This is a genomic window from Microbacterium saperdae (assembly GCF_006716345.1).
Lineage (GTDB): Bacteria > Actinomycetota > Actinomycetes > Actinomycetales > Microbacteriaceae > Microbacterium > Microbacterium saperdae.
Window position 1 is genome coordinate 1,717,627 of record NZ_VFOX01000001.1, and the last position, 13,214, is coordinate 1,730,840.

The 13,214-nt window shown below is 67.8% G+C and carries 12 protein-coding genes; 7 read left to right on the forward strand and 5 right to left on the reverse strand.

Translation table 11 applies throughout. The annotated features are described in order from the left end of the window. Positions 1 to 12: 12 nt before the first annotated feature. Positions 13 to 1,254, forward strand: coding sequence for an RNA polymerase sigma factor (locus FB560_RS08165; protein ID WP_229673165.1), 1,242 nt, complete (start codon positions 13 to 15; stop codon positions 1,252 to 1,254). Beyond that, positions 1,254 to 1,946 (forward strand): coenzyme F420-0:L-glutamate ligase, encoded by a 693-nt coding sequence (locus FB560_RS08170; RefSeq protein ID WP_188895186.1) that lies wholly within the window; start codon positions 1,254 to 1,256, stop codon positions 1,944 to 1,946. Before FB560_RS08165 ends, FB560_RS08170 begins: the two co-directional genes overlap by 1 nt. A gap of 67 nt (positions 1,947 to 2,013) precedes the next feature. Here the strand turns inward: FB560_RS08170 and FB560_RS08175 are convergent, their stop codons facing one another. Further along, positions 2,014 to 3,030, reverse strand: a complete 1,017-nt coding sequence (locus FB560_RS08175) for a sugar-transfer associated ATP-grasp domain-containing protein (protein WP_141871907.1) — start codon at positions 3,028 to 3,030, stop codon at positions 2,014 to 2,016. An 83-nt stretch (positions 3,031 to 3,113) separates the two neighbouring features. Between FB560_RS08175 and FB560_RS08180 the strand changes: the two genes are divergently transcribed. Continuing rightward, a complete protein-coding gene (locus tag FB560_RS08180; protein ID WP_229673163.1) occupies positions 3,114 to 3,818 on the forward strand; it encodes an alanine racemase in 705 nt (234 codons plus the stop codon). After that, positions 3,815 to 4,855, forward strand: coding sequence for an alanine racemase (locus tag FB560_RS08185; protein ID WP_141871908.1), 1,041 nt, complete (start codon positions 3,815 to 3,817; stop codon positions 4,853 to 4,855). The genes FB560_RS08180 and FB560_RS08185 overlap by 4 nt, the downstream gene beginning before the upstream one ends. 74 nt (positions 4,856 to 4,929) lie before the next feature. Here the strand turns inward: FB560_RS08185 and FB560_RS08190 are convergent, their stop codons facing one another. After that, positions 4,930 to 5,148 carry a DUF7455 domain-containing protein gene (locus tag FB560_RS08190; RefSeq protein ID WP_141871909.1) on the reverse strand — a complete coding sequence of 73 codons (219 nt, stop codon included), beginning with the start codon at positions 5,146 to 5,148 and terminating at the stop codon, positions 4,930 to 4,932. A 181-nt stretch (positions 5,149 to 5,329) separates the two neighbouring features. On the opposite strand from FB560_RS08190, the gene FB560_RS08195 reads away from it, so the two are divergent. Continuing rightward, positions 5,330 to 7,408, forward strand: a complete 2,079-nt coding sequence (locus tag FB560_RS08195) for a DNA gyrase/topoisomerase IV subunit B (RefSeq protein WP_229673161.1) — start codon at positions 5,330 to 5,332, stop codon at positions 7,406 to 7,408. A gap of 68 nt (positions 7,409 to 7,476) precedes the next feature. Here FB560_RS08195 and FB560_RS08200 read toward each other — a convergent pair whose 3' ends face one another. Continuing rightward, positions 7,477 to 9,918, reverse strand: coding sequence for a DNA gyrase/topoisomerase IV subunit A (locus tag FB560_RS08200; protein ID WP_141871910.1), 2,442 nt, complete (start codon positions 9,916 to 9,918; stop codon positions 7,477 to 7,479). Between the two features lie 44 nt (positions 9,919 to 9,962). Here FB560_RS08200 and FB560_RS08205 point away from each other — a divergent pair, with 44 nt between their 5' ends. Continuing rightward, a complete protein-coding gene (locus tag FB560_RS08205) occupies positions 9,963 to 11,084 on the forward strand; it encodes an alkaline phosphatase family protein (RefSeq protein WP_141871911.1) in 1,122 nt (373 codons plus the stop codon). A gap of 24 nt (positions 11,085 to 11,108) precedes the next feature. On the opposite strand, the gene sepH is transcribed toward FB560_RS08205, so the two are convergent. Further along, a complete protein-coding gene (gene sepH, locus FB560_RS08210; RefSeq protein ID WP_141871912.1) occupies positions 11,109 to 12,158 on the reverse strand; it encodes a septation protein SepH in 1,050 nt (349 codons plus the stop codon). 198 nt (positions 12,159 to 12,356) lie between these two features. On the opposite strand from sepH, the gene FB560_RS08215 reads away from it, so the two are divergent. Next, positions 12,357 to 12,650: a DUF4193 domain-containing protein gene (locus tag FB560_RS08215; protein WP_141871913.1), complete on the forward strand. Its 294-nt coding sequence runs from the start codon at positions 12,357 to 12,359 to the stop codon at positions 12,648 to 12,650. A gap of 89 nt (positions 12,651 to 12,739) precedes the next feature. Here FB560_RS08215 and FB560_RS08220 read toward each other — a convergent pair whose 3' ends face one another. Further along, positions 12,740 to 13,213: a DUF3093 domain-containing protein gene (locus tag FB560_RS08220; protein WP_233444079.1), complete on the reverse strand. Its 474-nt coding sequence runs from the start codon at positions 13,211 to 13,213 to the stop codon at positions 12,740 to 12,742. Position 13,214: the final 1 nt, after the last annotated feature.

Sequence of the window (13,214 nt, forward strand, 5' to 3'; positions counted from 1 at the left end):
GAAAGGCGAAACGTGACTCCTGCCACGACAAACAAATCCCGGACGACGAAGAAGGCCGCTGACGAGACCGCGACCGAGGCTCCGGTTGAGACGAAGGATGCGGCTGAGAAGCCTGCGCCGCTGAGCGCAGCGAAGCGCGCAGCTGCCAAGCGCGCGCCCGCGAAGAAGAAGAAGGCCGACGACATCGTCGAAGACGATGAGGCGCCCGCCGCCGAGGCGGTCGACGAAGACGACGAAGACAGCAAGCCGAAGTTCACCGAGCCGCTTCCGACCGGCGCGATCGTCATCACGTCCAGCGACGAGGACGACGTTCCCGTCTACTCCTCGCAGATCACCGGCGCGACCGCCGACCCGGTCAAGGACTACCTGAAGCAGATCGGCAAGGTCGCGCTGCTGAACGCGGCCGAAGAGGTCGAGCTCGCGATGCGCATCGAGGCAGGGCTTTTCGCCGAGGAGAAGCTGTCGACGATGACCGCCGCGGAGAAGGCCGGTCAGCTCGGTCTCGATCTGCAGTGGGTCGCCCGCGATGGCCAGCGCGCCAAGAGCCACCTGCTCGGAGCGAACCTCCGCCTCGTCGTGTCGCTCGCCAAGCGCTACACGGGTCGCGGCATGCAGTTCCTCGACCTCATCCAGGAGGGAAACCTGGGTCTCATCCGTGCCGTCGAGAAGTTCGACTACACCAAGGGATTCAAGTTCTCGACCTACGCGACGTGGTGGATCCGCCAGGCGATCACCCGCGCGATGGCTGACCAGGCCCGCACGATCCGCATCCCGGTCCACATGGTCGAGGTCATCAACAAGCTCGCCCGTGTGCAGCGTCAGATGCTCCAGGACCTGGGTCGCGAACCCACGCCGGAAGAGCTCAGCCGCGAACTCGACATGACGCCCGAGAAGGTCGTCGAGGTGCAGAAGTACGGCCGCGAGCCGATCTCCCTGCACACCCCGCTCGGTGAAGACGGAGACAGCGAATTCGGTGACCTCATCGAGGACACCGAGGCCGTCGTCCCGGCCGACGCGGTGGGCTTCACGATGCTGCAGCGTCAGCTCGAGCAGCTGCTCGACTCGCTCTCCGAGCGCGAGGCAGGCGTGATCCGCATGCGCTTCGGCCTCGGTGACGGTCAGCCCAAGACGCTCGACCAGATCGGCGACACCTTCGGCGTGACCCGCGAGCGGATCCGTCAGATCGAGTCGAAGACCATGGCCAAGCTCCGGCACCCGAGCCGCTCGCAGTCGCTGCGGGACTACCTCGAGTGATGCAGGCGAACGAGGGCAAGGCGCTCGAGACCAGCGTCGACGGGAAGAACTACGCGCGGATCCCGCTGCGTACGCGCGTCGTGATGCCGGATGACGACCTCGATGCCGTCATCACGGAATACGCGAAGGACGCGGTACAGCCGGGGGACCTGCTGTTCGTGACCGAGAAGATCGTGGCGATCACGCAGGGACGGTCGTATCGTCTCGACGAGATCAAGCCCCGCAAGCTCGCTCTGTTCCTCTCGAAGTACGTCACCCGCACGCCGTACGGGATCGGGCTCGGCATGCCGGAGACGATGGAGATGGCGTTGCGGGAGTGCGGTACCCCGCGCATCCTCTTCGCGTCCGCCGTCGCAGCGGTGACCAAGGCGTTCGGACGTCGTGGCGACTTCTACCGCATTGCGGGAGACAAGGCGCGTGCGATCGATGGCCCGACCAAGCACACCATCCCTCCGTACAACGAGGCGGTCGTGCTCGGACCCAAGGACCCCGATGGCGTCGCCGCACGTCTGAAGGCTCTGATCGGTGGCCAGGCCGAGGTGGCGGTGGTCGACATCAACGATCTCGGTGGGAACATCCTCGGGTCCACGCTCGACAAGGACGGCGAGCGTCGTCTCGTCAAGATCCTCGGCGATAACCCGCTTGGTCAGGGTCTCGAGTCCACGCCGCTCGGTATCGTCCGCGCGATCTGACCCGCTCACAGCAACGAAGAAGGCCCCGGATGCTCAGCATCCGGGGCCTTCTTCGTGCATCGCTGTCTCAGAATCCGATGACCTCGCGATAGCGCGGCTTGTGTCCCGTGCGGATGCCGGTGACGCTCGGCTTGTTCTCGTACACGCCCGCGCCCCAGTTGCCCTCCACCAGTACCGGGCCGTCGGGGGACACGACGATGTCCCATCCCACGTACTGCACTTCCGGAACGACGCGTGCGACCTGGTCGATGAACGCGCGGACCTCGTCCATGTAGGGGAGCTGGAAGTCGGCGATCGGGAACCCTGTGTCGGGGTGCTTCTCGTGCACGTGGCCGTGGGAGTCGTATCCGGCGCCGACGGAGTGACCGTTCTCGTCGAGCATCGTGTAGAAGCCGCCGAAGGTCATCTGGTCGCTGACCGCGCCGCGACCGAACTTCTGCGCCATCGCGAGGATGTGCGCCTTCTCACCGTCGAAGAATGCCGTGATGCGCGTCGTGTTGACGGTTCCCGGGCACACCGCGGCGAGGGCATCGTGCTGGCGGATGACCTCTTCGATGAGCATTTCGCCGCGGGCGAGAAGTCCACGGTGGAACTCCTCCCAATCCTCGACCTCCGCCGCATGGTAGCGGTGCACGCCGGTCCCGGCCTGGCCGACCGGCTCCTTGGTCACGATCGTGCCGAGCCGCTGCGCGAACTCGCGGACGGCATCGGCGTTGCCCTCCTCGACGACCATCCACTCCCGGTGGAGGTGCACCGAGAACTGCTTGTCGAACTCCACCTTGTCCTGGAAGATCCAACGGAAGTCCGGGTGGTCGTAGCGCTGCGAGAGCTGGTTCGAGACCGGGTGGGTCATGTACGTCTCGCGCTCCGCGCGGGTGAGCATCGCGAAATCGTAGTCGATGTAGTCCTGGAAGCCGACGTTGTGGCGTGCCGCTGACCAGAGCATGTCGACGACGATCGACGGCACCGCCTTGTGGTGCTGCGCAGAGGCCTCTTTGGCGCGCTCCACGACCGATCCGACGTCGATGCGGCGTGCGCGTCCGATCAGATAGCGAACGCGGGGCGCGAGGGAAAGACGTGACATTGTGCTCCGAAGGTTGGGGATCCCATCCAGTCTACGGGTGGCGTCGGAGGGAACCTGAGCGCACGGAAGCTAGGCTGGAAGACGTGTCCGACACGACTTCCAGCGCCCGAACGCATGCGGTGATCTCACGCTCCGCCTTGGCCGCTGCGGCGGAATCCGCCGTGCAGAGCGGGGGAACGGTCGCCGATCTTCGCCGCGACGCCTGGGGGCATGGCGTCCTGGCCGTGGCACACGCCGTGACCGCAGCCGGTGCGAGCAGTGTGCTGGTCGACTCCGTCGGGGAGATCGATGCGCTCGCCCTCGAAGGCATCACCGGAACCATCGACGGTGTCCCCGACATCGACCCCGACCTTCTCTATGGACTGCCGGCCGGAGGCGATGCCTCAGCGCTCCGCCCCGTCATGAGGCTGGTCGGACACGTTCTCTCGACGAAGCGCCTGCGTGCCGGCGACGCGGTCTCCTACGGCTATACCCATCGCGCTCCCGCGGACACGGTCGTCGCACTCGTCACCGGCGGATATGCGCAGGGGGTCGTGCGGGCGCTGGGAAACCGGGCGCACGTCGAGATCGACGGCACGGAGCGCCTCATCGTCGGCCGCGTCGCGATGGATGTGTGCGTGGTCGATCTCGAGGGCACCGACGTCGCTGTCGGTACCGAAGTCACGTTCTTCGGCGGCATGGGGCCTGCTGCGCGCACGCTGACGCAGTGGGCGGCGATCACCGGACTCTCCGCCGCGGAGCTCATCACCGTCGCCGGTGCGCACGCCGTCCGGGGGTGGGAAGCATGAGCCGTCCGCAGCTGCGCATCAGCAGCCGCCAATTCCGGGCGAACATCGAATCCGTGAGAGACCGGATCGCGCCATCCGCGCTCATGCTGGTCGTCAAGGACGACGCCTATGGTCACGGCCTCTCGTGGGTTGTCGAAGTCGCTGAATCAGTCGGCGTCGAGTGGTTCGGCAGTTATGACGTGCGCAGCGCGCTGGATGTGCGCCGCGTCGCGGGTGGCGCCGTGCGGGTGTTCGCATGGGCTACATCGACCGACACGGAGATCGACGACGCACTCGTGCAGGGGGTTGATCTGGGCGTCGGAACAGCGGAGTATCTGGGCCGGATCATCGCGCGCGCGGCCGCGCTCGGCGTCATCGCGCGCGTGCACCTCAAGATCGACACCGGCCTTCATCGCAACGGCGTGCTCCGCGAGGACTGGGACGATGTCGTCGCGGACGCTCGTGCCGCCGAGGTGGCAGGGCTGCTCGAGATCGTCGGAGTCTGGAGCCATATCGCGGAAGCCAGCGATGCAGAGGACGATGAGGCTCAAGCCGTCTTCCTCGACGCGGTGCGCGTGGTGGACGACGCCGGATCCGCTCCGGCGTGGCAGCACCTGACCGCATCGGCGGCCTCATGGTGGCGTCCCGAACTCCGCGGCACGCTGTCGCGGATCGGTGCCTTCTGCTACGGCGTCCGTTCGGCGGACGGCCCTGAACTCGACGGAATCCGCCCCATCGCCTCGCTGGTCGCCTCCGTGAAAGCGATCGTAGAGGGCGAAGCAGTCGTCGACATCGGCAGCTTCGACGGACTGCCGTCGACGCTCGCGGGGTCACCGGTCGGAACGCCGGGGGGAGCACGAGAGCTGCGACGGATCGACCACACGTCGTCGGTCGTGCAGGGATGGCCCGGAATGGCGGCGGGCGATGAGGTGCACCTGTTCGGTGCGGGCGCTCACGGCGAGGTCAGCGCCACGACTCTTGCGGAGCGCATCGACACGGTCGGCGAGGAGATCCTCACGCGACTCAGTGTCCGTGTGCGACGGGTCGTCGTCGACTGATGTCGGGCGGCGACCCGTCGTCGGTCATCCGTGAGACGGGTGACGTCGGAGGGATCTGCTGAGCGGATCGGACCTCAGACCGCGTCGACCAGTCGAGCGGTCTCGTCGTGCCAGCTGGTCGCGATGGTACGGAGCTTCTCTTCGTACTTGCGGCCGTGGTGGGCGCAGAAGAGGAGCTCGGAGCCGTTGACCTCGGCGGCGATGTACGCCTGAGCGCCGCAGGAGTCGCAACGGTCTGCTGCGGTCAAGCGGAACTCGACGGTAGAGGTCTCACGTTCGGTTGTTGCGTTCATCTCGGTGCCTCCTCGGGTGTCGGGTTCGCTGTGGAGCGTGCTCAATACAACCACGGGGATGCTGGGCGCATGCCCGGATCACGGCGTGTTTCGCTCAGCGCGTACGGGAACGGGCTCGATGGATGTTTCCCGGGGAGTGTCTGCGGGGTGCGAGGGCTCCACGAGAATAGACTCGGAGATTGTGACCGCCGAGTATTCCGCACATCATCTCCAGGTGCTCGAAGGGCTCGAAGCCGTCCGCAAGCGCCCCGGTATGTACATCGGGTCGAACGGATCGCCCGGGCTCATGCACTGCCTCTGGGAGATCATCGATAACGCCGTCGACGAGGCGGTCGCCGGCAACGGCAAGAAGATCGACATCATCCTGCACTCCGACGGCAGCGTGGAGGTGCACGACCTCGGGCGTGGCATCCCCGTCGACGTCGAACCGCGAACCGGATTGACCGGTGTCGAGGTGGTCTTCACCAAGCTGCACGCCGGTGGAAAGTTCGGTGGCGGCTCCTACGCCGCATCCGGTGGTCTGCACGGTGTCGGCGCCTCCGTCGTGAACGCTCTCTCCGAGCGTCTCGATGTCGAGGTCGATCGAGGCGGCAAGACCTACGCGATGTCCTTCCACCGCGGTGAGCCCGGCCGCTTCGCCGACTCGGGGGAGAAGCGCCCCGATGCGCCCTTCGCTCCATTCGAGGACGGCAGCGAGCTCCGGGTCGCCGGCAAGGCGCCGCGCGGTGTGACAGGAACGCGTGTGCGGTACTGGGCCGATCGGCAGATCTTCACGAAGGACGCCGCCTTCCAGCTCGGCGAGCTCGAGAACCGGGCACGTCAGACCGCGTTCCTCGTGCCGGGGCTCGAGATCGTCATCCGCGACAACCGCGCGGAGGAGTCGATCGAGACCTCGTATCGTTACGAGGGCGGCATCTCCGAGTTCGTCGACTATCTCGCGAACGACCCGCCCGTGACCGACAACTGGCGCATCCAGGGCGAGGGGACCTTCAAGGAGACCGTCCCCGTCCTGCAGGCGGACGGCCACATGATCGCCACCGAGGTCGAACGGGTCTGCCAGGTCGACATCGCGCTGCGCTGGGGGACGGGGTATGAGACCACCATGCGCTCGTTCGTCAACATCATCGCGACCCCCAAGGGGGGAACGCATCAGCAGGGATTCGAGCAGGAGATGCTCAAGGTCCTGCGCGCGCAGGTCGAGCAGAACGCGCGGCGCCTCAAGGTCGGAAACGACAAGCTCGAGAAGGATGACGTTCTCGCCGGCCTCACCGCCGTGCTCACCGTGAACGTGCCCGAACCGCAGTTCGAAGGCCAGACGAAGGAAGTGCTCGGCACGCCGGCCGTGCGCCAGATCGTCGCCCAGGTCATCCGCAAGGATCTCGGACTCCGCTTCAGCTCGACCAAGCGCGATGACAAGAACCAGGCCACGCAGCTGCTGGACAAGATCGTCGCAGAGATGAAGGCCCGTGTCTCGGCGCGCGCGCACAAGGAGACCCAGCGCCGCAAGAACGCGCTCGAGTCCTCCACGCTCCCCACGAAGCTCGTCGACTGCCGCACGAACGAGGTGGAACGCAGCGAACTGTTCATCGTCGAGGGCGACTCGGCGCTCGGCACTGCGAAGAACGCGCGCAACAGCGAGTTCCAGGCGCTGCTGCCCATCCGAGGCAAGATCCTCAACGTGCAGAAGGCGTCGATCGGCGACATGCTGTCGAACGCCGAATGCGCCTCGATCATCCAGGTGATCGGCGCAGGCTCCGGTCGCTCGTTCGACATCGACGCCGCCCGGTACGGCAAGGTCATCCTGATGAGCGACGCCGACGTCGATGGCGCGCACATCCGTACCCTGCTGCTCACGCTCTTCTTCCGCTACATGCGTCCGCTGATCGAGCACGGGCGGGTGTTCGCGGCCGTTCCGCCGCTGCACCGGGTGATCGTGATGAACCCGGGCTCGAAGCCGAACGAGACGATCTACACCTACAGCGAGCAGGAGATGCACGCACTGCTGACCAAGCTCCGCAAGGCGGGCAAGCGCTGGCACGAGCCGATCCAGCGCTACAAGGGTCTCGGCGAGATGGATGCCGAGCAGCTCGCGACGACCACGATGGACCGCTCAGGACGCCTGCTGCGACGCGTGCGCATGGAGGATGCCGAGGCGGCGGGTCGCGTCTTCGAGCTGCTGATGGGCAACGAGGTCGCTCCGCGTCGCGAGTTCATCATCGACTCGTCCGACCGCCTGTCCCGCGAGTCCATCGACGCCTGAGCGTCGTCCTCGACAGAAGAGGCGGGCTTCCCTCGGCGATTCGAGGGAGGCCCGCCTTCTCTGCGAAGTCAGACGATGGTGCGGCCGATGCTGCCGATCACGCCGTCGATCGGCTGACCGGACGCGTCGCGCCGGGCACCAGGTTCGGGAAGCTTCCGCACGGCCCCCGTGGGGTCGACGGCCTGTGCCGGGTTCGGGCCCACCCACGCGACCGTGAGGCGGTCCTCGCCTTTCAGGAAGGCGTGCGCGCGCACGCCGCCGGTGGCGCGCCCCTTCGCGGGGTACTCCGAGAACGCGGTGACCTTCGCCCGACCCGGCTCTGTGCCGGGGAGGATGCCCTCGGTGCCCGAGACGGTGGCGACGACCGCTTCGGCGTCCGCATCGACGACGCCGAAGAACATCACCGCCGCACCGGATCCGAGTTTGATGCCGGCCATGCCGCCGGCAGCAGCGCCCTGAGGGCGCACGGCAGAGGCGGAGAAGTGAAGGAGCTGCGCGTCGGTCGTGACGAACACGAGCTCGGCGTCGTCCGGTGCCTCGGCAGCGCCGACGACGGTGTCACCGGGCTTCATGGCGATGACCTCGATCTCCGGGCGCACGGGGATGGCGGAGGGCACGATCCTCTTCACGGTTCCCTGGGCGGTGCCGAGTGCGATCGGAGTGTCGCTGTCGAAGCGCACGAAGCCGAGGATCCGCTCGCCACGAGTGGTGATGCCCAGGTAGTCCCGCAGTGGCGTACCCGCTGCGAGCTGCACCGAGCTGGAGGGCACGGACGGCAGATCGACGGGGGAGAACCGCACGACGCGACCAGCGCTGGTGAGTGCACCGAGCTCTGCGCGGACCGTGACCTCGAGCGTCGTCAGGATCGCATCGTGCTTGCTCCGTCGTGCCGGCACCGTGAGCTCCTGTCCTTCACCCAGGTCGACGCGCACGGCGCGGCCGGTGGTGGAGAGCACGAGCACCGTCGGGGCATCGGCGATCTGGAGATCGACAGCACCCTTCGTCGCACGGGGCTTGGGCGGAGCAGCGTTCATCAGCAGCGTGCGGCGCGGCGTCCCGTAGGCGTCGGCGGCGGCGTCGAGCTCGGTGGCGACAGCGGCGCGGAGCAGCACCGGGCTGTCCAGCAGCTCGCGGAGAGCAGCGATCTCGGCCTTCAGCGCATCGCGCTCTGCCTCGAGCTCGATGCGTGAGAACTTCGTCAGTCGGCGCAGGCGGAGCTCGAGGATGTACTCGGCCTGCAGCTCGCTGAGATCGAAGACGGAGCGCAAGCGAGAGCGCGCCTGCTCCGAATCGTCGGAGGAGCGGATGACCTGGATGACCTCGTCGATGTCGAGGATCGCGATCAGCAGACCCTCGACGAGGTGCAGGCGCTCCTCTCGGCGGGCGAGGCGGTAGCGGCTGCGCCGGGTGATGACCTCGAGGCGGTGCGCCACGTAGACGCTCAGCATCTCCTTGAGGCCGAGCGTGCGGGGCTGGCCGTCGACGAGCGCCACGTTGTTGATGCTGAACGAGTCCTCGAGCGGAGTGAGTCGGTACAGCTGCTCCAGCACGGCGTTCGGATCGAACCCGGTCTTGATGCCGATCGCGACGCGCAGACCGTGATTGCGGTCGGTCAGGTCGGTGACATCGCTGATGCCCTGGAGCTTCTTGGACTGCACCGCGTCGCGGATCTTCTCGATCAGACGCTCGGGCCCGACCATGTACGGCAGCTCGGAGACGACGATGCCCGTGCGGCGAGGGCCGAGAGGTTCGATGGACACCTTGCCGCGCACCTTGAGGGCGCCGCGGCCGTTGGCATAGGCGTCCTTGACGCCGTCGAGGCCCATGATCACCCCGCCGGCCGGGAAGTCCGGGCCCGGCACGAACTCCATGAGGTCTTCCGTGGTGGCGTCCGGATTCTCGAGCAGGTGCGTGGCAGCCGCGACGACCTCGATGAGGTTGTGCGGGGCCATGTTCGTGGCCATGCCGACCGCGATGCCGCTCGCACCGTTGACGAGCAGGTTCGGGAACGCGGCAGGCAGGACGGCGGGCTGCTGGAACTGTCCGTCGTAATTCGGGATGAAATCTACGACGTCCTCGTCGAGGTTCTCCGTCAGGGCCAGCGCGGCGGCCGCCAGGCGGGCCTCGGTGTATCGCGCGGCTGCGGGCCCGTCGTCGAGTGAGCCGAAGTTGCCGTGCCCGTCGACCAGGGGCACGCGCAGCGCCCACTCCTGCGCCAGGCGCACGAGTGCGTCGTAGATGGCCGTGTCGCCGTGCGGGTGGAGCTTCCCCATCACCTCGCCCACGACGCGGGCGCTCTTCACGTGACCGCGGTCGGGGCGGAGGCCCATCTCGGCCATCTGGTAGAGGATGCGTCGCTGCACCGGCTTGAGACCGTCGCGCGCATCGGGCAGAGCGCGGGAGTAGATCACCGAGTACGCGTACTCGAGGAACGAGCCCTGCATCTCGGTGGACAGGTCGATGTCCTGGATGCGCTCCTCGACGGGCTCGGGCGGCGGAGTTTTCGGCATGGGCTTCCTGAGGGCGTGCGGGAGCCTGTGTCAGACTGGCTCGGATGTCCCTCATGCTACCGTCCGAGTCGCCATCAGCCCGGAGCATCGTCGGGGTGGCGGGCGACCTCTTCGCGTCCTTGCGTGCCGAGTCCGATGTGCTCCCGCCCGCGCAGTCCGTCGTGCTCGTGGTGGTCGACGGCCTCGGCGCCATCAGCCTCCGCGGTCATGCGGGTCACGCCAGGGCGCTGACGGCGGGGATGACGAAGCGCGACACCGCGCAGTCGGTGTTCCCGTCGACCACGGCCGCTGCGTTGACGAGCATCCTCACCGGGGTGTGGCCGGGCGAGCACGGCCTCGTCGGATACCGGGTGCTCGACGCCCGTCGCGACGTGCTCGTGAACCAGCTCACCGGCTGGGAGTCGGAAGGGCTCGACCCGCTCACCTGGCAGCCGGCGCCGACGATCTTCGAGCAGGCCGTGGCTGCCGCGAGACCGGCGTTCGCCGTCGGTGTCGCCGCCTACGAGCACAGCGGGTTCACGCGGGCCACGCTGCGCGGCGCCGAGTTCGTGGCGGCGAGCACTCCCGCGGAGCGCGTCGCAGCCGCCTACGGGCTCGCGGAGCAGCACCCCGGCGCTCTCGTCTACTGCTACCTTCCCGAGGTCGACAAGGCGGGGCACAAGCACGGCGTGGCGTCTGCCGAGTGGGTGGCGGCGCTCGAGGACATCGATTCCGCTCTCTCGGTACGGGTGCCCTCCGGTGTCGGCGTGCTCGTCACCTCCGACCACGGCATGGTCGACGTGCCGTCACGGCGTCAGGCGGTGCTCGACGCTTCGCACCTGGCCGGCGTCCGCCATGTCGGGGGAGAACCGCGGATGCTCCACGTCCACCTCGAGCCGGATGCCGTCGCCGCAGACGTCGTGGCTCGCTGGCGCGCCGACCTCGACGGCGTCGCCGATGTGCTCACCCGCGACGAGGCGATCGCGGGCGGCCTCTTCGGGCCGCGCGTCACGGATGACGCTCGTTCTCGGGTGGGGGACCTGCTGGTCGTCGCCCGCGGAGTGTGGGCGGTCTACGACGGCACTGCCGCCGACCAACGGGGCCGCGGGATGATCGGGCAGCACGGGGGACTGACTCCCGAAGAGAGAACGGTCCCGGTGATCAGGCTCGGTGCATTCTCCCGCTGAGCAGGAGAGGCGCCGACACTGACATCACTCGTCGGTACGGGCTCCGAAGACGATCTCGTCCCACGAGGGCATCGCGTTGCGGCGGCGCCGGCGGGCGTTGCCGTCGGACGGCTCACTCGAGCTGGTCTGCGGTTCCGTCGTCGCCGGTTCCGGCTCATCGGTCTCCGGTTCGAACGCCGCGTCGAACAGGGCGATCGGGTTCGGCTCGGAGTGGAGATCCTCGACGTCATCGATCAACGGAGCCGTCTCGCGCTGGCCGCGGCGGCGACGGAGCGCCTCGAGCAGGTCTGCTGTCTCGGGGCTCGTCGTCGACGACTCGGGTGCGCGCTTGGTCGCAGCCTCCTGAGCGGCGGCGTTCGAGCGCTCCGGAAGAGACGGTTCCTCGACATCGGCCTCGGGGGTCGGCAGCAGCCGCGGCCCGAATGCACCGGAGTCGAAGCGGCTCTCGTCCTTGTACGGCGAGCCGGCGCGCTCCGCGTCGACCGCCCGCAGACGGGGGATGAGCCCTTCAGGCAGGGAACCCTGACGGGAGAGCTGCGTGGCGTCGGCATTGAGCGGCGACAGGGCACTGCGTCGAGGATCGAAGCTCCACCGCGCGTCGTGCTCGACGTCGCTCGCAGTGAACTCGAGCTTGACGATCCAGCCGGTCTCGTCCTTCCAGCTCGCCCACCGTTCCTCCGACGCCTCGACATCGGCGAGCTTGGCGCGAACGGCGACCCCGAAGGTCGGCTGGGCGTCGGGCTCCACCTCGCTGCCGATCAGCACGGGAACGGCCAGGGCCTGACCGATGATGTGCTCGCGCTCCGCGAGCACCGGGCCCTCGAAGCGGGCGACGTCGTCGACACTGATGCCGAGCAGCTCGGAGACCTCGACGGCGGTGAGCCCGGCGCGGATCTGCGCCTGGATGTCACGGGGACTGGCGGCCAGACGCTGTGCGGTCGGCTCGGCCTGGCGGGTGGCGCGACGGATCTCCCGTTGCAGGACATCGTCGATGGGCAGCGCGAACCGCTCGCCCGACTCGGTCGCGAGTACGAGGACTCCTGATTCTGTGCCGACGATGGTGACGTTTTCCATGCGAATGCCCCTCTGATGGGTGTGCGTTCATGGTGTCACGCGAGTGCCCTCGCGGGCGGGAATACTCTGGGCGTGCCGCGAGTTTGCTCTGTCGCACACCCCGGCATTTGCTTATTGCTCTGAGGTCGTGCAAACTATGGCCGCCGAATACCCGACGGCGAACCACCCACTCGTACCATGAAAGTGGAGATCTACCGCATGGCAACCGATTACGACGCTCCCCGAAAGAGTGAAGACGACTCCGAGTCGATCGAAGCGCTCAAGGAGCGTGTGCCGGACAAGCTCTCCGGCTCAAGCGGGGACGAGGATTCCGACAACCCGTCGAGCTTCGACCTCCCGGGCGCCGATCTGTCCGACCTCGAGCTCGATGTCGTCGTGCTGCCCGCGCAGCAGGACGAGTTCACCTGCATGAGCTGCTTCCTGGTGAAGCACCGCTCGCAGCTCGACCACGAGGACGCTTCCGGCCCTATCTGCAAGGAGTGCGCTGCCTGAGCACGCGCAAGCGAACCGCAACGCGCCCCCGACCTTCCGGTCAGGGGCGCGTCGTCATTTCGGGCGTGGGTCGCGAGTCGCGGTGCGCGTCAGGACCGGGACTCGCGGATCGCGGCGGCGAGGCGGTCGGGAGTCCGCGACGAGATCGTCCAGCTGTCCACGGGGTCTGCCGGGTCGATGTTCGGCACGACCACGACCCCGTCGATGCCTCCGCGGATGAGATGCCACCCGCGCGCCGGAAGTCCGGGGCCCCGGGCCTGTCGCGCATCCTCCGCCGTCAGCGCCACGGGCTCGCCGAGGTGCACGGTGTCGATGTGCGCCCGACCGGCGCGCAGCACGGCTCCCTCGACAGTCACGACCGGCGTCGAGACGATGAAGAGCGTGACGAGCACCGCGGAGACGGCGGCGCCGACCAGGAGCGCGACCGTCGATCCGATCGGGACGAAGATCAGCGACACCATCGGTCCCGCCAGGGCGACCGTGACCAGGAGCCGCAGGCTCGGGGCGAGTCGTTCGCGATAGTGCGTACGTGCGTCTGTGGTGGGGTTCTGCATTAGCCTCATG

Coding starts and splice junctions, on each gene's coding strand:
- sepH (WP_141871912.1), bottom strand. CDS start 12,158: ATGGAAAACGTCACCATCGTCGGCACAGAATCAGGAGTCCTCGTACTC.
- FB560_RS08185 (WP_141871908.1), top strand. CDS start 3,815: ATGAGCCGTCCGCAGCTGCGCATCAGCAGCCGCCAATTCCGGGCGAAC.
- FB560_RS08220 (WP_233444079.1), bottom strand. CDS start 13,213: ATGAGGCTAATGCAGAACCCCACCACAGACGCACGTACGCACTATCGC.
- FB560_RS08190 (WP_141871909.1), bottom strand. CDS start 5,148: ATGAACGCAACAACCGAACGTGAGACCTCTACCGTCGAGTTCCGCTTG.
- FB560_RS08175 (WP_141871907.1), bottom strand. CDS start 3,030: ATGTCACGTCTTTCCCTCGCGCCCCGCGTTCGCTATCTGATCGGACGC.
- FB560_RS08205 (WP_141871911.1), top strand. CDS start 9,963: ATGTCCCTCATGCTACCGTCCGAGTCGCCATCAGCCCGGAGCATCGTC.
- FB560_RS08215 (WP_141871913.1), top strand. CDS start 12,357: ATGGCAACCGATTACGACGCTCCCCGAAAGAGTGAAGACGACTCCGAG.
- FB560_RS08200 (WP_141871910.1), bottom strand. CDS start 9,918: ATGCCGAAAACTCCGCCGCCCGAGCCCGTCGAGGAGCGCATCCAGGAC.
- FB560_RS08170 (WP_188895186.1), top strand. CDS start 1,254: ATGCAGGCGAACGAGGGCAAGGCGCTCGAGACCAGCGTCGACGGGAAG.